We start from the raw sequence: 23151 nt of genomic DNA on the forward strand, positions 1-23151 counted from the left end.
TAAATGGATATTCGGGCGCAATGAGCGCCTTTTTTATTGCCTGGAGAAAAGCATGCGTACAGTAATGGGTGCTAAAGGTGGAAGCAAAAGCCCAAGACAACCCAAGGTTGCTAATGACACAGCAGCTTCAAAAACCTATGCACGTGTGCAGTATGGTATGGGTGAAGGTGAGGTCGAAGGTTTGGCGAATGGTCTGAAATCAATCTATCTCGATGACACGCCTGTTGAGAACGATAGTGGGGCTAAAAACTTTCAGGATGTCACTTTAGATTTTCGTACCGGTACTAATGATCAAACCTATATGGAAGGCTTTGAAAGTATTGCATCCGAGTCTGCTGTCGGTGTTGAGCTAAAAAGTGCTACACCATGGGTTAAAGGAATCACTAATCTAGGCTTAGATGCAGTAATTGTGCGTGTGCGTTTTGGTGCACTGAAACAGCAGGACCCAAGTAGTGGTGATGTCACTGGTGTAACCATCGATTATTCAATTGAAGTGCAGACTGATGGTGGGGCATGGGAGTTAGTGCTTGATACACAAATGTCAGGCAAAACCTCAGCTAACTATGAACGTCCGCACGAGATCGTATTACCTAGGGCTAACAAGAACTGGTTGATTCGTGTCACACGTAAAACACCAAACTCAACTTCCGAATACGTCAGCGACAAAATGTATGTGCAAGCGATTACTGAACTTGTTTATCAGAAATTAGCCTATCCAAATACAGCATTAATTGGTGTGCAATATGATGCTGAAACATTCTCGAATGTTGCCAAACTTGCTGTTGAGTTGAAAGGGATCAAAATTAAGGTACCAAGTAACTATGATCCTGTATCTCGCACATATGTGGGTATGTGGAATGGACTATTTAAACGTGCTTATACCAATAACCCTGCATGGATCTATTACGACCTCTGTACCGCCAAACGTTATGCACTGGGTAACCGTTTATCTGAGCCGATGATTGATAAATGGTCCTTGTATCGTTTAGCTCAGTACTGTGACCAAAAAGTACCAGATGGCAAAGGTAGAGAAGAACCGCGTTTTACTTGCAATGTGTACATTCAAAGCGCTGAAGCAGCTTTTGATGTTTTAAGAAAGCTTGCAGGTCTATTTCGTGCCATTAACTATTGGGACGGTACCGCAATTGTTTGTGATGCCGATCTTCCACAAGATACTTACTTTACGTACACATCGGCAAATATTATTGGTGGCGTTGAGTCGATTAATTACACCGGGACACGATCACGTGATCGGCATAATGCAGTCAAGGTTGCTTGGGATAACCCACAAAATCGATATAAAACTGAATATGTATTTGTACGTGATGAAAAAGCAATTTCAGAAGATAAAACAGTAAAAATGTTGGAGCTTGAAGCATGGGGTTGCACATCGGAAGGCCAAGCGCAACGGACTGGCCAATGGGCCTTAAAGTCTGAACAGCTTGAAATTCGAACTGCTACTTTTAAAGTCGGTTTAGATGGTCATATTCCCCTACCGGGTAAAATAATTGAAATCGCAGACGAGTTATTTGCAGGTCGTGCTAATGGTGGGCGTATTGCTGCCGTATCTAAAGACCGTAAAAGCATTACCCTTGATCGCGATGATGTTGTTTGTCGTGCTGGTGATCGATTGGTGGTGAATGGTGAAGATGGCAAAGCACAAGCGCGTGTTGTAACAGGTATTAGTGGGCGAGTTGTCACCGTAGTTTCGGCATTTGATGTTGTGGCTGCTCAAAACATTTGGATCGTTGATGCAAAAGACTTGGCAACGATGAAATTTCGTATTATTTCGATTGCTCAGAATGAACAGCATCAATTTACCATTACAGCCTTACAACACAATCCAGCAAAGTATGATGCGATTGATCATGGGGCCTTTATTGATGATCGTCCGATCTCAATCATTAACCCAACGACTCAAGACCCTGTAGAGTCTGTCACTATCTCTAGTGAGCAAATGGTGCAACAGGGCTTATCTGTTGAAACCATGGTGATTAGTTGGCCACAAGTCAAAGATGCCACAAAGTATCAAGTTGAGTGGCGTAAAGACAATGGTACTTGGTTAAAGTTGCCTATTACTGGCAGTAACTCAGCTGAAGTTGCAGGGATTTATGCAGGTAAGTATGAAGCGCGTGTGATTGCAATTTCAGCCTTTGATATCTCATCTTTACCAACTTATTCAGTTCTAACAGAGCTTAAAGGTAAGCAAGGTAAACCACCTAAACTGGCATTTATCCGTGCCACTGGTGTTTTATTTGGGATGAAACTTGACTGGGGCTTTCCTGCAATTGGTGCACTGGATACGGCATTTGTAGAGATCAATGTGAGTCCTGATGGTAAATCGAATATTGCTCAACTTGGCTTATTTGCTTATCCAACAACCACGCATACCATCCAAGGATTACAACCCAACCTAACCCAGTTCTATCAAGGACGTTTGGTTGATCGTATTGGAAACAAAGGGGATTGGTCGGCATGGGTGAGTGGCACCACGACTTCAAATGCGAAAGATGTGCTTGATCTACTGCATGAGCAAATCTCTGAAAGTCAGTTAAATAAAGACTTGCAAGAGAAAATAGATAAAATTGATTCTATTGATGGCGACTTAAGCGGTATTAATGAGTCGATCAGAAACGCTCAAAACACAGCAGATAAAGCAAATACAGACTTAGCTAAAGAGCGCCAAGATCGCATCAATGCCATCAACGCCACGCAGTTAAATATTGATAAAGAGGTGAAAGATAGAAAGCAGGCTATCAAAGACTCTGAGGATGGATTAACAAAAGTCATCAACCAGAAAAATAACGATACATTGCAAGTTGTTGATACGCTCAAAAAGTCAACTGATCAGGGTTTTGCTGCTGTTCAAAGTGACATGAAAGTTATTAGCAACGAGCAAAAAGTATTGTCTGAAAAAACTGACGGTGTTTATGCGCAACTCAATCCTCAACTCGCAGGTTCTACGACCGACATGGCTGGTAATGGTGCCATCTTTGTTGGTAGCTGGTCGCTTCAGTCAGCAATGATTGAGGGTGATATCGCCTTAGGCAAACGTATCGATACAGTTCACGCTGAAGTAGGTGATAATAAGGCATCAATTCAAGAGGAGCGCATAGCTCGAATTGATGGTGATCGTATCACGACAGAGGCACTGAATAGCTACGTTTCAAGCAATGACACAGCATTAGCGTCTGTACGTCAGACTGCAAATACATCTGTCGATAAGTCAAATGCAAACGCACAGTCAATCAATGCACTCGACTCCAGGGTTAAAGTTGCTGAGGGTAATTCAGGCAAGGCACTAGAAAATAGCGCCAGTGCTGTGCAAAAGGCTGAAACCGCAGCCAACCAAGCAGGTTCAGCAGCGAGTATGGCATCGAGTGCTACAGCTACAGCACAAAATGCCAACTCCAATGCTGCAGCAGCTGTAAATGCATCAAATGGTGCGGTAAATACTGCTAATGATGCTAAAAACACTGCAAACACAGCTAATCAAAACTCGGCAAGGGCTTTAAGTAAAGCTGATGTCGCTGCGACCGATGCTAGCTCTGCTGTTAAAAAAGTGGATGCGGTGGAGGCTAAGCTTGGTGACTACGCAACAACTGGGCAGCTTACTCAGGTCGATTCTAAAGTGAATATTGTTGATCAAAAACTAACAGCAGAAACAAAAAGAATCGATGGTGTTTATGCTCAAGTAAACCCAGAAATGGCAGGCGCAACAGATGCATTAGCAGGTAATTCTGGATCAATGGCAGGTGTTTGGTCTGAGCAATCAGCTCGAATTGAAGGAGATATGGCCCAAGCTAAGCGCACAGATCAGGTTTCAGCAGAAATGCAGTTAAATAACGCTGTATTGAAGTCTGAAATTGAAGCGAATGCCACAGCTACTAGTGCTGCAATTAAGGCGACAGAAACACTTCAAACTAGCGTCGGTGAAAACACAGCATCCGTTCAAGAGGTTAAAGAATCAGTTGATGGAGTTTATGCGCAACAATTTATCAAAACTGATGTGAATGGGCATATTGCTGGTCATGGCTCAATGAATGACGGCAAAGTTGCAACAATGGTTTTCAATTATGATGCTGTTTATTTTGGTGCTCCTGTTGGGATTGATGGGGTTGCGTCAAGGCCATTGATGGTGCTTCAAAACACACCTGTGACATTGCCGAATGGGACTGTGATCCCAAGGTCTGTTTATATTGATGGTGCAAATATTAACTATCTGCACGCAAGCAAGATTTATGCTGAAAATTTAAATGCGCTTACTGCTGAGTTTGGGGAGTTTGTGACGTACAAAAACCCGAACAATAAGACTGGTGCAAGACGAGTGCAAAAAGGGCTTGTTGTTGAGGTTTATGACGACAATAACGTTTTACGATACAGAGATGGGTTGTGGTAATGGCTGATTTGGATAGAGCAGGCATGCAAATTGATATTGACGGAAGTGGGGTTATGGATGTATTTAACCCCTACCTTCCAGTTACTTATGTTCGCAGCAGAATAGCCTTACCCCAGCAAAACTCAAACAGCAACTATGAAGCGAGTTTTGACTTCTCTGTGCCTTCCGACTTAGTTAATCCTTACTTTTGGGTGGAGAGTGGCAAAACCTCCAACGCTGGGTATTTTTATTACTTTACACCACTGGGTGGACTCAACTGGCGGGTAACGCTATGGGGTAGGGTTAGATATTACCTGGATTCAAATGGTAGAGTGTACTCAACGGATGCCGCATGGACAGAGCCATTAATGAAAAATGATATGTTTGTAGTTGTTGGGGGTTTTCGTGGCTAAGTATGTTGAAATACGGAACGCAAACGGCAATGTTATTATTGATGATGAGTATGCAATACCCAAGTTTCTGATGAGGGGTAAACTCATAACAACAGATTCGGCTGGCAAACGTATATATCTGATCGACGGAAATACATTTAAGTATTCTAGACTTAGACCTGTGATGAGCTTTACAACACTCAGAGAACTGGGATTCGATCTCGACACCAACGCAATCAATGTGGACTACATAATTTACAACTTAATGTTGTTTACTCGTACATCATCTGAAATACCCTACTTCGCAAGTATTTCATATACGAAATATGATGGTGATCCGCTTTACTATTTGAATATAAGTTGCGGTACAGACGTACCGAGTGTAGAGATCGAGTATTGCATCTACACTAGCTTACCGATGATTCCATGTAAGTTTGGTGCGCAAGCATTTAATGCTGACGGGAAACTAATTTTCGATGCTATGCGCGGCTATATGCAAGTCGTGGGAAGTATGTATGGTGGGGTAAATGTACGGGCCAATCCGGCAGCAACGTATAGATTTACTGTTCCTGTAGGGCTTGATGCTAAAAATTTATTCATTTCACAAAGGTCAACACTACCCTTTTATTCTGCGTACAAAATCGGGTCTAATGGCGTTGGTTATGGCGAAACTTATTTCTACCCACGCATAAGAATGGAGGGGTCGCAAACAATGGTTGTAGAGCTTGTGCAGCAATACAACGTAGACGGCAGCAATAGCGCAAAGTCATATTCTAACTACTATGAGAATGTAATTTACTGCCCGTATCGAGAAGGCCCATGGGTGTCTGGAGTTTAATTTTTTAAAAACACAGCCGCGAATAGCGGTTTTTTTACGCCAAAAATTTGGGGAAATACATGCAAGATCACGAAAAATCGATTCTCTACTTAATGCTAATTGGAGGGATGATCGGTATGAGCAAGCTACTCGTTTCAGATGAAAAACTTACATTTCGACTGATCATCGGTCGAACAATTTTAGGCTCAGCATCGTCACTGATTGCAGGCCTTGTATTGCTTCAAATACCCGATATTTCACCGCTTGCGCTGATTGGAATTGCAAGTGCGCTCGGCATCTTAGGCTCTACATTTATCGAAGAATACCTAAAGAGAAACGTGGGGAAGTGGGGTAAGTAATCATGAATAAAAAACTAACAACACAGCAAATCGAAGCACAAGCAAAAGCACTCAGTATATCAGTACCAGCATTACGCGCCGTGATCGAGGTTGAATGCAAAGGTTCAGGCTTCAACTCAGATGGTACACCAGTGATTCTCTTTGAGCGTCATGTTTTCCGAAAGCAGCTTATTGCAAATAGCAAAGCAGCGATTGCAGGTGTTGCAGTCCGTGAGCGCCCAGATTTGTGCAACATGACACCAGGCGGATATGGCTTATATTCAGCACAACACGGTCGACTAAATGTAGCGGCATCGAAGTACGATCGTGATTCGGCATTAGAATCTGCGAGCTGGGGAATCGGCCAAGTGATGGGTTATCACTGGTACCAACTTGGCTACGGATCTCTCCAAGCATTCATCAATGCAATGTATAGAGATGAAGCATCGCAGCTCGATGCTATGTGTCGTTATATTAAAGTGAATGGCTTGGTCAAGGCATTGCAAAACAAAGACTGGAAAGCTTTTGCACGCGGCTACAACGGCACGGCGTATGCTAAAAATAGCTATGACGTGAAACTAGCAGCGGCATATAAAAAGTGGGGTGGCACATGAACCTTTACACGCTTTGGAAATACAAATCATGGATCGCAATTGCGGTCCTTTCTTTTGTATGCCTTGGTCAATTGGCTTATACAAATCATTTGGCAGGCCAGTTGATCAAAGCTGATGGGGAGAAAGCACAGGCTGTGGCGGATGCGGTGGAACCTTATGAAGAAGCTAATGCTAAAGCCCGAGCCGACGCCGTGGTCAAAGAAAGACAATACTCAGAAAACTTATTAAAGGCAGAACAAAATGCTATCGAAAAAATCAAAGCTGCGAATGCTGATGCTCACTCTGCCGATCTTGCTGCTAACAGCTTGTCAAAGCAGCTCGATAAAGCAAAGCGCAATTTGCCCAGTGCTTCCACAAAAACCATCATTGAGTACGTCAATACCGGATCAGACGTACTCGAAGAGTGTGGAATTGAAGCTACACGTCTGGCAAAAGCGGCTGACGGACACGCAATTGATGCGAAACGATTGAGTGAGGCATGGCCCTCGGATTGAGGGCTTTGGTAAAAACCTTTAAAAAACTTGCGTATCATGTATACAAAATCATGTTTTCTGTAGGTCATCTATCAATCTGTATTCAGAGTCGACCGTACCGGCTTTAACTTACTCGGAAAATTAGCATAAAAACTTTAACCACTACTCCACCCATCAACAATATCAGCCCAATCCTGCAGCATTTCACGGCGATTATACTGATAGTTTTTTGCCGGCTTCATACAAATTTAACTTTCCTTGTTCGTCAAGCTTTGCTGCGTAATCAATCGACCTATACTTCATTTTAATCAAATCATCTACAAGACCTTTCATATAGTCGACCTTAAAATCTAGCAATTCGCGCTGCACCAGTATATGGAGTGAGTCATTATCAAGCTCACACTCAAACCGATTCGTCAGGTAATACATTGCGGCATATTTTTCTCGATTTGGCTCGATCGATTTAATAATTGTAGTTTGTGGTTTAATAGGTGGATAGTCATCACAACCTTGCTCTTGCTGGTCAGCTTTATTACCAACCCAGGCATCCACCATGTTGGCCCAATCTTGCATCATCGCTCGTCGGTCACTTAGCCATTTAGCATGATCATAAGAAGCCCTAGTCTTATCACCCTTAACGTGTGCAAGTTGCAGCTCAATCCAATCCGAATTAAAATTAGCTTCATTCAAGTCGGTGGATGCTGTAGCTCTAAAATCATGCATAGTAATGTGGCTGAAACCCATATTATCAAATGCTGAATTTAGTGTGGTTTTTCCAAGCATCCCACCAGATTCACCTGGAAATATGTAATCACTATCAGGGTAAAACTCAAATTGAGTCTTTAAGATACTCACAACTTGATTTGAAAGGGGGACAATATGGGTTCTATTCCTCTTCATATTGCGAGTACCTGTTTTAAGTTCGGCTTTTGATGCAACAGGGATGGTCCAAGTTTTCTCTGTGAAATCAATATATTTTTTCAAGCCTCTTCGCACCTCAATAGTACGAAGCATTGTATATATCAGCACTCTGAGTGCATTTTTAGTGCTCTCTGTTCCACCATACCGAGAAATACTGAGCATTAATTTTTTTCTATCTGCCAATTCAATGGGCTTGGCGTGCTCTACTTCAGGCCTTTGAATGTATCCCTTTAATGCATATGTTGGATCGTTCGTAATGCGTCCAGTGATAATCGCATACTGGATGACTTCTCTTATGATTTGACGAACAAGTGTAGCTTTAACCTCACCGGTACCACGACCACTTTTTTGAATACGCACTATAGTGTTGTCGATTACTGTTTTAACATCCGAGGAATCAACACCAGCTATCTGTTTGTTCTTAATAGCAGGGTAGATATCTTTTTTTAAATAACGGATTCTCGTATCGTACCAATCTTTTGATTTAAGCGGCTTTTTAATGTTGCAATACTCTATTGCAACCACCTCGAAAGTATCTTCACTTGATTGAATTGCTGAAGCACGCTCATCTCCCTGCTGAGCTCTTGGATCTATGCCTTTTGCCAGCTGTTCACGGTATTCCATTGTTTTTGTGCGGGCGTATGCTAAGCTTATCTCTGGGTATTGCCCCACAGTTAGCATTTTTGCGACATTCAAGTATCTATATCTAAAGCGCCAAAATTTACCACCTGCAGTTCGCACCTCAATACACAACCCCGAATGGTCAGCGATGCGGTATACTTTATCTTTAGGCTTTAATTGTTTGATTTTAAGGTCATTCAGCATGTTGTGTGAGTAACGGTTGTCAGAAAACTTATTACTCACAATCTTACTCACAAAAGACAGTAATGTCATGTAATACAAGGTTATGCATAGTTGTTTGAATAATAATTATAAATCAACATGTTATAGATGCAAGTAATACAAGGTTCACTAAGGTCATGGTACTGTTAAGAATGATGTAATCTGCCCACAAGTAAATTCAGCTATTGATCTATACGTTTTAACTTGTTGATTGCATAGCTGATTACTCACAGTCTTACTCACATTGTGTTTGACTGTAAAAAGGCCACTTTAATTAGTGGCCTTTTTTTATGTCTACTCACGCGCTCAGCGCTTGCTGATCTTCATCACAATCCATCACGATACAAGAAAGTACATAGCTATTTAACCAGAATTTTTTACGGTCATCTTTGCGTGGCTCAAGCACGTGAGCATCTTTGATGCATGCATACAGCAAAGGGAAAATTTAAAGTGATCATTGAATATGAGGTTAATGAGGGGGATTTGCTTAGCATAATGAGTAAAGGAGCTGACTAAGTGGAAATATGGAATCACTTTAAAAATCGAGAAGATGTTGTATTATATTATTGAATTTTTTACTTATTTTTTAATATAGGATTCGCATGTTAAAAAAACTATGTTTGATTGTAGGGCTTCCAGCATTCGTAGCCTTAACAGGGTGCTCACAAATGGCGATTGATACTATTTCTGATGCGACATATATGCTTACAGGTGTACCAGGGCCTAAACATAATAATGCGCAGACGCGTAATTCTCAGGGGGCGGAAACCGATGGTCAACGCAGACTAAGAGAAAGACGAGCAGCATTTCAAAATAAAAGAACCCAATGGTATGGCAAATCAATTGATGACCTGACTGTATCTTGGGGGAGCCCTTGGGGAGTACACCAAAGAACAGATGGGGGGAAGCAATATACATGGAAATATTTGCAATATATGAATAATGGAGCAAATCAAACCATTTGTGTAGATAACTTTATCACTGATAAGAAGGGTATTATTACAAAATGGACATCTCAAGGTTGCTGGGATCATATTTAGTTATCAGTAAAAAAACTGATATTTCTTTCAACTTTTGGCCACTAATTCCGCTGAGTCATTTGGTTAAATGAATTTCAGTTCACTCGTGCAATTTGTAAAATAGTTGCCTTTATTGTGCTGAACCCTATAAGTTGGACATCACTTATAGGGTTCAGCTGAACAAGATCATTAAAGCCAATATATCCAAAATGCAGACAACACCACGCAGATCAGTGCAACTGGAATACCGGCTTTGGCGTAATCCATAAAGCTGATTTCAACCCCACAGGCTTTGGATTGTTCAACCACAACAATACCTGCCAAACTGCCAAAGATAACCATATTACTGGAAAAACCCGTGCCTAATACCAGTGCAGCACAGAGTGCATTGACGTTGGCGCCAACATCAAGATAAGGGACCAGTAACATCACTGTTGGATTGTTACCGACAATATTACTTAGGGCTGCACTGGTAAAGAACAGTGAAAGTGGCTGGTTGAGATCTAAGCCCATATGTTTTAGATCGGTCAATAAGGTTTGCGGTAATCCGGTCGTTGACATCGCAGCATTGACTACAAACAGTCCCATAATAAGCAGCAGTAAATTACCATCGACTTCTTTAAGTACATCAGAGGATGCGACTTTACGATTGAGCAATAAAATACCGGCTGCGGTGAGTGCAATCAATTCTTGTGGCCAAATATCAATAATAAATAACACAACAATCGTGACGGTGACGATCAGTGCTTTAACCGTTTCCAGAATATCGAGTTTCGGTTGTGTCAATGTTGGCTTCGCCAAATTGGTTTTGCTGGTTTTTTCAATGGTCCATTTATCTTTAAATAAATGGTTAAGTACTGCCCAAACGATTGGCAGTGAAAGTAATGCCGGAATGCCTGCAACTTTGAGTAAATCAATAAACGACACATTTAAGGCTTGTGCCGCAATCATGTTCTGCGGACTACCAATTAAGGTACCGACTGAGCCGGTATTTGCGGCGAAACAAAAGCCCAGCAAAAAGGGGATTGGGTTCAGTCCACGGGCCAAGGTGATGGAAACCAGCAGAGGCGTCATCGCAACCACCACCACATCATTGGTCAAAATCGAGGAGAGTAAACCACTCACCACAATAAATACGGCAAGTAATTTAGACGGACTAATTTGTAAGGTTGCAACTTTATTGGCTGTCCATGCATAAAAACCAGAAACAGCAAAAGCCCCAGAGACCACCATTAAGCCAAACAGTAACCCAATGGTTTTGTAATCAATTGCATTCCATGAAGCTTGTGCAGAAATGCTACCCACTGCCAACATGGCTAAAGCACCCACGATCGCAGCCCCAGTGCGATCAACTTTAAGACCCGGTAACTTGCCTAAACCCATGGCAAGGTAGACCAAAAGAAAAATTATAAGTGTCATGTTCATCGGCTTTGCCTTGACCCTTTTTTATTGAAAACATGCTTCTTTAGAATGATTTCTAAAGAAGCATGTGATTGATGAATGAATGAAAGCGAATAAAATACTTAAAAGTAGTGCTTACTTTTTATTGGCTGATTTTTTTTCTTCAGCCATTTGATGGTATTCAGCGCGGATTTTGGTGAGATCCACACTTGGTTCAGGCAATTTAAGTTTCAAGTCTTCTAAGGTTTTTAAAATAATTTCTGAAACGGCAAGATCGCGAAACCATTTATGATTGGATGGAATGACAAACCACGGTGCGCCCTGGGTTGAACATTTTTCTAGCATATCCTCATACGCTGCAATATATTCATCCCAATATTGACGTTCAGTATAGTCGCCTTCACTAATTTTCCATTGACGTGCAGGATCATCTAAACGTTGTTTAAAGCGTTCTAATTGTTCTTCAGGCGTAATATATAAGAAGAATTTTAAAATGGTGACATTGTTGCTTTGCAGCAGGCTTTCAAAGTTATTGATGTGCTCATAACGTTGGGACCAGACTTTTTTCGGCACCATGTTATGCACCCGTTGCACTAAAACATCTTCATAATGCGAACGGTTGAAAATAGAAACCTCACCTAAGCCGGGGGTATGTGGATGAATTCGCCAAAGAAAATCATGTGCTAACTCTTCAGCTGTCGGTTGTTTGAAGCCATGCACAAAAGTGCCCTGAGGATTCATTGCCTGCATCACATGCCAACAGGTACCATCTTTTCCAGCGGCATCAATTCCTTGTAAAACAATCAGCAGTGAATGTTTTTTCTCACCATATAATTTGCGTTGCAGCTCACCAATTTTTTCAGAATATTTGTCTAAGTCTGCTTTTACACTTTCTTCATCGGGGTAATTTGCATGGTAAGCAGCATCGACTTGCTTTAATTTGATTTTACGACCTGGTTCTACAATTAATTTTTTATATAAGTTCATGATGAATACTCTTGTTGTTCAAAATAAGCGCGGGAATATCTAAGGATTCAAGTTAAATATTCAGTTGTATAGATGGGTTGAATACCTTTATAGCAAAGGTATTCAACAGATAAGTGACAATGAATAATTAATGGATACTGTCTTTTCGATCCATATATTTGTAGTAGCCCATTTTTACGAGGCTGGCGATGACCAACCAGACCAGTACATAAATCCATACCACGCCAATCATCTCAAGCGGTAATGCCGGCACGAAAATACCAAATGCACAAATTAAGATTGCAAACACTTGGGTGAGGACAATTGCAAGAAACAGTTTGGCATTGGGCAGAGGTCGCGCAAATAGTGCACCGCGATTACGTACGACAAAGATGAGTAGTTGACCGCCAGCAGCGAGTTGTAAGAACACCATGGTCTGCAGATGATCTAAGTTCATCGGTAGGTTGCTCATTAACTCTGGATTATTCATCCAATACATGCAGAGCAGCACCATACCAAAACTTTGTGCCAATGCGATGATGCCCATGACGGATGAAAATGAAATAATCCGATGCATATTCCAACGCGCAGGTTGTTGGCTGACCTTCACGTTGTCATAGGCAATGGTCATAATAGGAATATCATCTAATAAGGCCAATACCACAATCATGATTGCTGTAAGTGGTTGTATATCAAAAATAATATAAGAAAGTACCACGACGCACATAATGGCAATCGTCATCGCAATACGGTAGTAAACATAGGACGTGATGCGCTCAAAAATCTTACGTGCTTCTATAATTGCACTGATGATGGTTGAGAGCCCAGGGGCAGTCAGAATAATGGCTGCGGCTGAACGCGCTGCATCCGTCGCACCACTAACCGCAATACCACAATCTGCTTGTTTCAATGCGGGCGCATCATTAACGCCATCACCCGTCATGGCAACAATGTGATTACGTTGTTGTAAGGCTTTAACAATTTCAAATTTATGCTCAGGGAACACGCGGCCAAAACCATCGGCATTTTCAACGATTCGAGCAGTATCAACTTGTATATGGTTTGGATCTTTATCATTTTTAAAGACTTCGCTGGCGCTGAGTAAATGTTGCCCAAGCCCCAATTGACGCGAAATTTCAGAACCAATCGCAACATCATCACCAGTCACCATTTTGACAGAAAGACCAAGTTGCTTGGCTTTTTCAATGGTTTCTTTGGCATCTGGGCGTGGCGGATCTAATAAAGCTAAAATACCCATTAATGACCAGGTTTTACCTTGATCATCTGAACGTGCAACACCTAACGCACGTGTACCATGTGATGCAAGTTGATCGACTTGCCCAAAATACTGTTGTGAGATTTGATCTGTACCGGCATGATCACCTAAACCACAGATTTGACCAATCACTTGCGGTGCGCCTTTGGCAAACTGTAAGGTCTGTCCTTGTGCATTGGTTACAATCCCAATCGTTTTTTTATTGACGGGATCAAATGGAACAAAATCCACAGCTTTATATTGATCTAAGACTTTAGGGTCTTTCAACGCCTGAAGTACGGCAAGATCAATGGCATCTGTACTTTGCTTCTGACAAGCAAGACATGCCGCAATCACAATGTCATCGGCTGCGGTTTGATTGAAGGGGATGGGTTGCTGTAGGGTGAGTTGGTTGAGGGTGAGTGTTCCTGTTTTATCCGAACAGAGAATATCGACCCCTGCGAGTTCTTCAATTGCTGATAAACGTGAAACAATTGCTTTTTGCTTAGATAAGGTGATAGCCCCTAGTGCTTTGGTGACGGACATAACAGCAGGCATGGCAACAGGCACAGAGGCCACCAGCAACACCAAGACAAATTGAGCAATTTGTCCAGCAGCACTCCATTCCCAATGGCCGACCGTTACGATCTCACGATAGACTTGAACGCCAATTAAGATAACCGCCAACGAAACAGCGAGAATAATTAAGAAGTCGCCAATTTTTAAAACAGCTTCCTCTGCATGCGATTTATTGCCTGCTGATGCCACCAGTTTGGCGGTATGACCAAAGAAAGTATTGTTTCCAGTAGCGATAACGACACCGGTCACAGAACCTTGTCGTGCAATCGAGCCAGAATAAACCGTGTCACCAATACTGCGAGAAACAGGAAGTGATTCACCAGTAAGTGCAGCTTGATCGACAGAAAGATACTGACCTTCGGTTAAGATGAGATCTGCGGGAAGAATTTCGCCTCCTGCAACCGTAACAATATCGCCTGGAACTAAGTTTGCGGCATCAACTTCTTCCCATTTTCCATCTCGTAGTACATGTGCTTTTGCGGCTAGACCTTTTTGAAGTGCGGCCAAGGCATTGGCGGCTTTATTGTCTTGCCAAAAACCAACGATGGCATTGTAAAGGAGTAGTACGGTAATGACTGCAAAATCAGGCCAGTCTTGACGGAACAATGAAATGAGCGCGGCAGCTTCAATCATCCATGGAATCGGGCCCCAGAAATAACCCAGTAATTTTTTCCATTTACTTTGTTCATGCGCTTCAATCGCATTGGGACCATATTGCGTTAAACGTTGCTGAGCTTCAGTTGTACTCAAACCTTTGGAGGAGGTTTTTAAGTCTTGCAGTTTCTGTACAATTCCTGGTGCGTCTAAAGTGACGGGATTGTTGTGGTTTTCTGAGGAGTGATCCGGTTTAATTTTTTCGGCAGATGAATTGGCCGATGACGTAGTTGTCAGCATAATATTTCCCAAGGTGCAAAAGCAGCCTTCTTTTTTTGTAAAGTATGGTTCGGGATTGGATTTTTAATAAATATTAGATCTTAAAAATATTGCTTATTATTCACTAAACTTGTATTGGTTTAAAACTTTTGTAATGTAAAGTAAAACTTTATTTCATTAATAAACAAATTTATTATATAAAAAAACATTAGGCAGTAATTTAGTGGATATTCAATATTTTAAGATTTGGATAGGGGATTGTTTTAATTATTAAAATACAGATAAATGCCTATTTTAGTCTAATCGCATAAATTTTATTCAAATTTAGCCTGCATGATAAATTATTTTGATTAACTGGGTGTATTGAGAGAAATGCAAAAGCTTAAAAGTAGTATGACGATGCTACTTTTAAGCTTAGTTTTATACTGTTGCACTGGCGGTTTGAATCCGCCTTATCTATTTTCATTAAAAAAACAAAATAATCACCCAAGTGATGGCAATAATACTCAGTGCAATAAACTGCGCTGCACTGCCCATATCTTTAGCATTCTTGGAAAGCGTATGTTTTTCTAATGAAACACGATCGACGACTGCTTCAATTGCAGAGTTAAATAATTCGACAATAACGGCCAGTAAACAGACGGCAATCATCAAGGCTTGTTCACCACGACTGACATCTACGAAAAAACTGATCGGAATTAAAATAATATTAATCAGAATAATTTGTCTAAAAGCCGCTTCATTTTGAAAGGCGGCCTTAAAACCAGAAATTGAATAGCCAAAAGCATTAAAAATTCTTTTTAGTCCTGTTTTACCTTTTAAAGGGGAATAATCACTCATAGTCTTCAGATGTTGAAATTTTAAATAATTTAACATCATAAGCTTAAATCAATATTAATTTTCATTTTGATATCGTTTTTTAACAGAGGGATAAATTAAGCGGATTGTTATTAAAACATTAAAGCGCACGAGGCGCTTTAAAGATCGGAGCGGCACAAGTTAATGATGATTAAGGCTTGGCTTGTTCATAAGTATCTAAGGCTTTACGTGCCAGCGCTGGATCATCACTAAACACACCATCTACGCCTGCCTTAAAGAATTGTTGATATTCTTGGTTTGCACCCGATTCGCAGCGTTGTTGTGCTGAACCTTGGCATTTTAGGGATGCTGCCAAGAACTGGTTTTCTGGGCGGAAAGTATAGGGATGGACTTTTAATCGAGCTGCATGTGCATCTTTTACAAAGGAAGAGCTGGTCGCATTCGGGTTGTATTGAATAATATAATCCTTACTCGGACCGACGCCATCTGCATATTTTGCAACGCTTTTTAAACCTTGTGGCGTGGCCATATCGGCATAAGTGGTTGGGTTTTCTTGCAATACATAATCTGCTGGACGAGCAGATTTAGCATCATAGAGTTGAACGATTTTGACTTGTTTTAAAGAGTTATGCAGTTTTAACTGATCGTTTAAGTATTTTAAATTACTAACCTCAAAGGATTGTAGATAAATCGGTGCAATATTACGGGTATATTTATATTTTGAAAGCGTACTGAGCAGAGGATCTTCCATGCCTAGATTCAGTTTTTGGAAATAACTCGGATGTTTGGTTTCGATATATAAGCCCACTACTTTCCCAGTCTTTTTATAATGACGTTCTGCTAGCTCGATAATTTGTTCGAGTGTTGGAATATTAAATTGATCATTATATTGCGTGTTATTTGGGCGAATGTCAGGAATACGTTCTCTGGCTTTAATCTGATTGAGTTCATTTAAGCTAAAGTCTTCACTAAACCATCCTGTGTAGGCTTGTCCATCAATGATTTTAGTGGTTTTGCGTTGAGCAAATTGGGGCAGACTCGCAACATTGGTGGTTCCTCCAATTTCATTTTCATGACGCGCAACTAAAACGCCATCTTTGGTTTGGACTAAATCGGGTTCGATAAAATCAGCACCATCATCCATGGCTTTTTGATAGGCTGCGAGCGTGTGTTCAGGGCGCAATGCACTGGCACCACGATGACCAATAATAATAATTTTTGGCTCGGTATAATGAGGCTTTTGCGGATCATTATTCGGATCTTCCTTGCAGGCGGAAATCCCGATAACACTTAGGCATAAGACGATTTTTTTTAACATTTTTATCTAGGTCCTTGGTTTTTAACATATCATTATTTTGGTTATGTTAGAGTCTACCGCAGGTGGATGAAATTCTAATGACATACTATTGATTATGAGGCTGAACTACATAATCTCTTCTTAATTAAGTTTTTGAATATGTTTTGTGTAAAATAAGTCGCGTTAATAAAATTAGATATTGATTCTCAATACAAATTCATTAAATTGGTAAATTCATTTTGCTGTGAATACAGCCTTTATATAAAGAAAATCGCATGCTTTCTTCATTTTTTATTCATCGCCCTATTTTTGCCGGAGTCTTGGCCATTATGGTGATGGCGATTGGTATTTTTGCAGTACTGAATTTACCTGTAGAGCGCTATCCAGATATTGCCCCACCACGAATTACCATTTCGACTTCTTATGCTGGTGCAGATGCAGAAACAGTTGAAGAAAGCGTAACGCAGGTATTGGAACAGCAAATTACCGGGATTGATCATTTACTTTATTTTAGTTCGAGTAGTGATTCGTCTGGCCGTAGTCGAATTAGTTTAAGTTTTGAAAATGGGACTGATCCTGATACTGCGCAAGTACAAGTGCAAAATAGCATTAGTAGCGTCATTAATCGATTGCCAACTGATGTACAGCGCCAAGGGGTTAATGTTTATAAATCCTTAGGCGACACCTTTATGGTGATTGGTATGTATGACGCCACGGGCAAGGCCAATAATATTCAGCTTTCAGATTATTTGTCGGTGAATATTGAGCAAGCATTGGCACGGCTAGATGGTGTTGGTGAGGTAGATGTTTTTGGTTCGCAATATGCGATGCGAATCTGGCTGAATCCACATCAACTTAAACAATATGGTTTAATGCCAAATGATATCCGCGCAGCGGTTGAAGCGCAAAATACCCAAGTTGCTGCGGGTGGGGTGGGTGACCTACCGGCCGTTGCTGATCAATATTTAAATGCTAAAGTGACTGCAGGCTCACGATTTAAAACAGTCGATCAATTTGAAAATATTATTATTAAATCGACTGCCAATGGCGAGTTTGTTTATTTAAAAGATGTCGCCCGTGTTGAATTGGGAGCAGAGAATTATCAAAGTTTTAATCGTATTAATGGCTATCAATCTGCTGGTTTAGCGATTTCATTATCTTCGGGCGCCAATGCCTTGGCTACCTCTGCACGAATTAAAGCTGAATTAAGCAAACTCTCAGGGAAACTGCCTGAAGGTTATACCATCGTATTTCCACGGGATAATACGCCCTTTGTACAAGAGTCCATTAAGGAAGTGGTTAAAACACTGATCGAAGCCATTTTATTGGTGGTGATCGTGATGTTTATTTTCTTGCAAAGTTGGCGCGCAACATTAATACCGACCTTAACGGTGCCTATTGTGATTTTAGGAACCTTTGCGGTGTTGTATCTGTTTGGGATGAGTGTAAATACCTTAACTTTATTTGCCTTGGTTTTGGCGATTGGTTTGTTGGTTGATGATGCGATAGTGGTGGTCGAAAACGTTGAACGCTTGATGCATGAGCAAAACTTAAATCCGAAACAAGCGACCTTGGCTTGTATGCAAGAAATGAGTGGTGCATTAATTGGGATTACCTTGGTATTAACAGCTGTGTTTATTCCAATGGCATTTTTCTCAGGGTCGACAGGTGTCATTTATCGTCAGTTTTCGATTACCTTAGTCGCGGCCATGAGTTTATCTTTGTTGGTGGCATTAATACTCACCCCGGCTTTATGTGCACTTATTTTGAAGCCTAAACTTAAACCTGCACACTGGGCCGTTTGGTTTAATCGACAATTAGAGCGTTTAAAGCTAAGTTATATCGGTATTGTCAAAAATAGCTTTCAATTAAAATGGGTAATCTCAGTTATTTTTATTGGGTTACTTTGTGTATTTAGCTTATTTTATCGAAGTTTGCCGACCAGTTTTATTCCAAGTGAAGATCAAGGGATCTTAAGTTTACAGTTTCGTTTAATTGATGGCGCACCGATGTCAGATAGTGATGCGGTTGGTGAGTCAATACGTAAATATTTTCTTGAGCAGGAAAAGGCAAATATCGAATTGGTGCTAATGCGCTATGGTCGCAACTTTAGTTCGACTGGGCAGAATTTGGGGACAGGTTTTATTGCATTAAAACCATGGGCGGTACGCAAGGGGCCTGAAAATTCGGCACAAGCGATTCGTGATCGGGCCGATAAATACTTTAGTCAAAATCGTAATGCGCGTATTACGGTAAGCTTGCCCTCTACGGTCAGTGGTTTGGGGGATACCGACAGTTTAGAGTTCTGGTTACAAGATCGAAATGGGCAAGGGCGTGAATACTTAGAACAGCAGTTTCAAGTCTTACAGGAAAATGCCAAGCAATCTAAAGGGATTAGCAAGCTTGATAAGCGCTCAAACCCTGACAAGGCCAGTCTAAAAGTTGATATTAATCAAAAGCAGGCGATGGCCAATCAATTAAGTCCATCCGCTATTAACAGTACTTTATCGGCTGCGTGGGGAGGGAGTTATATCAATGACTTTATCGATCGTGGTCGCATTAAGCGGGTCATTATGCAGGGCGATGCGGCCTATCGTAGCAAGCCCGAAGATTTACAGTCGTGGTCAGTACGTAACAATGTTGGACAAATGGTTCCTTTTGCCAATTTCTCCAGTGTAGATTGGGGCGGTGGGCCTGATGTGGTCAATCGCTTCCAAGGATATCGGGCTTTTCAAATGGAAGCGAATGCCTCTCCTAATGTCAGTTCTGGTGTGGCGATGCAAGAGATAGAACAGTTGGTTGCTAAACAGAGCGGGGTTGATGTGGCATGGAGCGGATTGTCACTACAAGAGAAAAAATCGAGCCAACAAGCGATTTGGCTATACTTAATTTCGATTGGTTTTATTTTCCTTTGCTTGGCAGCTTTATATGAAAGTTGGAGTATTCCAACCGCGGTACTCACGGCAATTCCACTTGGCGTTGGCGGAAATATTATCTTTAGTTATTTGGCGAATTTCCCCAATGATATTTATTTTCAAATTGCCTTACTCACCACCATTGGTTTGTCATGTAAAAATGCGATCCTTATTGTTGAGTTTGCCGCATTGGCACAGCAGAAAGGCAGTTCAGTGATTGATGCCGCGATTGAAGGGGCGGGACTTCGTTTGAGACCAATTCTGATGACATCATTGGCTTTTGGTGCGGGGATTATTCCTTTAGTGTTTGCAAGTGGAGCGGGTGCAGCAAGCCGTCAAGAAATCGGGATGAGCGTATTGGGTGGGGTGATTTTTGGAACAGTATTGGTATTATTGTTTATTCCCTTTATGTATGTTGCTATACGTCGCCTATTCCCGATTAAAAATGAAACAACTTAAGCTGTGTAACAATATGTCTACTGAGTTATAACCAGTATGCTATTGAGAAAATGGAATATTTTTTATAGTATGGCCACGCCGGATGATCGGTGTATGAGAGATATCGTATCTATAATGGACAGTCATAGTTGTATTTTAGCTAAAACTTTTCCAATTTTTTCAAATTGGCGAGCACGAGTAGACGTGATCGTCAGAGCAGGCTAATTTCCACGTACCACATCCTGAGTGCTTGCGTGGAGCAAGGGTCAGGGTGTCAGCATGCGTTATAATAATTTTCTCTGTACACGACAAATTTCACAGAACCCTTATCCTATCAGGGTTCTGCCTTCTTAAAATTGCCAAAATTTCCTTAAACTCTTCTTTTTTCCCAAAACCAATTAAACGCTGAATCGCCATTTGAACATAGTCTAAACCATAGCGAAATAAACTCATTGAGAGTCGTCCATGCTTCTTTATTTTTATCACTTTTTTTTGATCATGTTGCCATTCACCCGTTAAGTAACACCAACAGAAGCTTATAGCTAACACCGCAATCAATTTTTTCACTCGTCTAGGGTCTGTCAAGCGCGTATTTTCAAGATTAAACCCGCGTCCTTTGAGACAACTGAATAAGGTTTCAATTTCCCAGCGTAATGCATAATCCTGAATAGCATTGGCATTAAACTGAGGAGAAACGACGAGTAAAAGCTCTCCATTTTCTAACTGTAGTGCACTTATATATAGTTTCACCCGACCAACCAAAATCCGTCGTTTACGACATTCAATTTGACCAACTTTAAGATGGCGAAATAAATCACTAATTTTATGATTCTTTCCTAAATGATTGGTGACAATGAAGTTTTTTTAACACGAATGCAGAAGTTGATGTCTTGTTCAATTAACCATGTAAACCACTGCTCACCGATAAACTCTCTGTCTGCGAACACATTCACAATACGGTCTTTACCAAAAATGGCTATAAAGCGTTGAATCAAAGCAATACGCTCTTTCGTATCTGAATTTCCACGTTTATTAAGCAATGTCCAAAGGATAGGTATCGCTATTCCACGATAAACGATTGCGAGCATCAGGATATTAATATTTCGTTTTCCCCATTTCCAATTGGTTCTATCTAAAGTCAGTTGCACTTGGTCGAATGAAAACATATTGAAAATCAACTGAGAAATTTGACGATAATCAAAATACTGACCTGCAAAGAAGCGCTGCATACGTCGATAAAATGATTGTGGTAAGCACTTGATGGGCAAGGCTTTAGATGCAGAAGAAAGATTACATGTTTGCTTTAAAATAATCACAAGCATGATGAGCGCAAAGCACTTTAAATGTGACTTGTTCCATTTTAGATATTTGTTTAAGATAAGATATAACTCATTGAGATGTGTCATAGTATTCGTCGTTAGAAAACAATTATTATGACATTATTTCAATGAGTTATCTATTTTTGTCGTGTACAGAGAATAATTTTATATATTTACTTAATGATTCAATTGAAACCAATCATTTTCAACGTGCATTAGATGCACTTGAAACATTCCAAGCTGCTGACTTAGCAGATATCTTAACGCAGCTTCCCTTAAAAAATAGTCAGATTTTATTGCTGCAATTGCCTGAGCGTGCTTATGTTTTTTCACATTTAAGTGCAGAACAGCAGGTGAAATTTGCCGAGGTTTTACCTCGTGCCACTTTGGCAGAAATTATTGGGGAAATGCCTTCGGATAAACGTGTTGATTTATTCAAACATTTAGATGAACAACAACAAGATGCATTGTTACCTGCTTTAGCCCAAGTTGAGCGTGAGGATATCCGTCAATTGGCGGCCTATCATGAGGGGACGGCAGGCGCAATTATGAGCTCTGAATATGCGACGCTTAAAGCGCATATGACAGTGACTGAAGCCATTAAAATGTTACGTCTTGAGGCACCCGATACAGAAACGATTTATATCGCCTATGTGCTTGATGAGTCACGTAAATTACTGGGTGTGGTATCGCTAAAAGATTTAATTTTGGCGCATGAGCATCAACGCATTGAAAGCATCATGACTAAAGATGTCATTTCCGCCAAGGTGAGTGATGACCAAGACAATGTGGTAAAAAGTATTGCACGTTATGACTTACTGGCACTCCCAATTGTTTCAGATTCGGGTGAAATGATTGGAATCGTGACCCATGATGATGCGATGGATGTCGCCAGTGATGAAGCCACTGAGGACTTTTTGAAAGCAGGTGCAGTCGTAGCCAATTCAAAAATTAGTCTTAAATCTGCACCAATCAGTGTACTTTATCGTAAGCGTGTATTTTGGTTGGTTTTTCTCGTCTTTGGTAGTTTACTTTCAGGGATTGGAATTGCACATTTTGAAGACATTATTGCTGCGAATATCGTTTTGGTCTTCTTTTTACCCTTGTTGGTGGGGAGTGGTGGGAATGCAGGCTCACAATCGGCCACATTGATGGTGCGTGCTTTGGCGACGGGTGATGTACAGTTTAAAGATTGGTTTTATTTACTCGGACGCGAAGCCTTAGTTGCTTTGTTCTTGGGGGGAACCATGGCAATTGCTGTTTCACTGTTGGGTTATTATCGCGGTGATGAGCTGGTTTCTTTGGTACTCGCATTGAGTATGCTTGGTATTGTTATGCTGGGATGCTTGATTGGCATGAGCTTACCTTTTGTGCTGAATCGAATGGGAATGGATCCTGCAAGTGCTTCGGCACCACTGGTGACTTCTATTTGTGATGCAACTGGGGTATTGGTTTATTTATTTATTGCATCGCAGATCTTATCAATATAACCCT

Annotated in this window: 15 protein-coding genes and 1 pseudogene; 9 read left to right on the forward strand and 7 right to left on the reverse strand. The window is 41.0% G+C overall.

The annotated features are described in order from the left end of the window. Positions 1-52: 52 nt before the first annotated feature. Genes FD716_RS05605 through FD716_RS05630 form a run of 6 tightly spaced genes read left to right on the forward strand, consistent with a single transcriptional unit; the run spans position 53 to position 7033 of the window. Positions 53-4399, forward strand: a complete 4347-nt coding sequence (locus tag FD716_RS05605; protein ID WP_139851366.1) for a host specificity protein J — start codon at positions 53-55, stop codon at positions 4397-4399. Further along, positions 4399-4791: a hypothetical protein gene (locus tag FD716_RS05610; protein ID WP_139851367.1), complete on the forward strand. Its 393-nt coding sequence runs from the start codon at positions 4399-4401 to the stop codon at positions 4789-4791. Before FD716_RS05605 ends, FD716_RS05610 begins: the two co-directional genes overlap by 1 nt. Beyond that, positions 4784-5608 carry a hypothetical protein gene (locus tag FD716_RS05615; protein ID WP_139851368.1) on the forward strand — a complete coding sequence of 275 codons (825 nt, stop codon included), beginning with the start codon at positions 4784-4786 and terminating at the stop codon, positions 5606-5608. The genes FD716_RS05610 and FD716_RS05615 overlap by 8 nt, the downstream gene beginning before the upstream one ends. Before the next feature lie 59 nt (positions 5609-5667). Then, complete coding sequence (locus tag FD716_RS05620; protein ID WP_139851369.1) at positions 5668-5946, forward strand: phage holin family protein; 279 nt, start codon at positions 5668-5670, stop codon at positions 5944-5946. Between the two features lie 2 nt (positions 5947-5948). Beyond that, entirely contained in the window at positions 5949-6539 is a 591-nt protein-coding gene (locus FD716_RS05625; protein WP_139851370.1) for an N-acetylmuramidase family protein, read from the forward strand. Beyond that, positions 6536-7033 (forward strand): hypothetical protein, encoded by a 498-nt coding sequence (locus FD716_RS05630; protein WP_139851371.1) that lies wholly within the window; start codon positions 6536-6538, stop codon positions 7031-7033. Before FD716_RS05625 ends, FD716_RS05630 begins: the two co-directional genes overlap by 4 nt. Positions 7034-7552: 519 nt before the next feature. Here the strand turns inward: FD716_RS05630 and FD716_RS05635 are convergent. Beyond that, a pseudogene (locus FD716_RS05635) lies at positions 7553-8758 on the reverse strand (tyrosine-type recombinase/integrase); the annotation flags it as partial. Between the two features lie 620 nt (positions 8759-9378). Here FD716_RS05635 and FD716_RS05640 point away from each other — a divergent pair. Beyond that, complete coding sequence (locus tag FD716_RS05640) at positions 9379-9816, forward strand: hypothetical protein (protein WP_139851372.1); 438 nt, start codon at positions 9379-9381, stop codon at positions 9814-9816. A 168-nt stretch (positions 9817-9984) separates the two neighbouring features. On the opposite strand, the gene FD716_RS05645 is transcribed toward FD716_RS05640, so the two are convergent. The 5 genes from FD716_RS05645 to FD716_RS05665 all read right to left on the reverse strand — a co-directional run bounded on the left by FD716_RS05645 (position 9985) and on the right by FD716_RS05665 (position 17006). Next, positions 9985-11214 carry an ArsB/NhaD family transporter gene (locus tag FD716_RS05645; RefSeq protein ID WP_215895453.1) on the reverse strand — a complete coding sequence of 410 codons (1230 nt, stop codon included), beginning with the start codon at positions 11212-11214 and terminating at the stop codon, positions 9985-9987. 117 nt (positions 11215-11331) lie between these two features. Continuing rightward, a complete protein-coding gene (locus tag FD716_RS05650) occupies positions 11332-12183 on the reverse strand; it encodes a polyphosphate kinase 2 family protein (protein ID WP_139851374.1) in 852 nt (283 codons plus the stop codon). A 127-nt stretch (positions 12184-12310) separates the two neighbouring features. Continuing rightward, positions 12311-14890: a plasma-membrane proton-efflux P-type ATPase gene (locus FD716_RS05655; RefSeq protein ID WP_139851375.1), complete on the reverse strand. Its 2580-nt coding sequence runs from the start codon at positions 14888-14890 to the stop codon at positions 12311-12313. Between the two features lie 444 nt (positions 14891-15334). Next, on the reverse strand, positions 15335-15709 hold the full coding sequence (locus tag FD716_RS05660; RefSeq protein ID WP_139851376.1) for a diacylglycerol kinase: 375 nt from the start codon (positions 15707-15709) through the stop codon (positions 15335-15337). Positions 15710-15878: 169 nt separating this feature from the next. Continuing rightward, positions 15879-17006 carry a glycerophosphodiester phosphodiesterase gene (locus FD716_RS05665; RefSeq protein ID WP_139851377.1) on the reverse strand — a complete coding sequence of 376 codons (1128 nt, stop codon included), beginning with the start codon at positions 17004-17006 and terminating at the stop codon, positions 15879-15881. A gap of 254 nt (positions 17007-17260) precedes the next feature. On the opposite strand from FD716_RS05665, the gene FD716_RS05670 reads away from it, so the two are divergent. Further along, positions 17261-20359 carry a multidrug efflux RND transporter permease subunit gene (locus FD716_RS05670; protein ID WP_139851378.1) on the forward strand — a complete coding sequence of 1033 codons (3099 nt, stop codon included), beginning with the start codon at positions 17261-17263 and terminating at the stop codon, positions 20357-20359. 294 nt (positions 20360-20653) lie between these two features. On the opposite strand, the gene FD716_RS05675 is transcribed toward FD716_RS05670, so the two are convergent. After that, a protein-coding gene (locus FD716_RS05675) for an IS4-like element ISAba1 family transposase (RefSeq protein WP_088631513.1) occupies positions 20654-21744 on the reverse strand; the annotation gives its coding sequence in 2 pieces (ribosomal slippage) (positions 20654-21204 and positions 21204-21744; 1092 coding nt in all). A gap of 41 nt (positions 21745-21785) precedes the next feature. Here FD716_RS05675 and mgtE point away from each other — a divergent pair. Then, a complete protein-coding gene (gene mgtE / locus FD716_RS05680) occupies positions 21786-23147 on the forward strand; it encodes a magnesium transporter (protein WP_139851379.1) in 1362 nt (453 codons plus the stop codon). Positions 23148-23151: the final 4 nt, after the last annotated feature.

The organism is Acinetobacter pullicarnis, assembly GCF_006352475.1.
Taxonomy (GTDB): Bacteria; Pseudomonadota; Gammaproteobacteria; order Pseudomonadales; family Moraxellaceae; genus Acinetobacter; species Acinetobacter pullicarnis.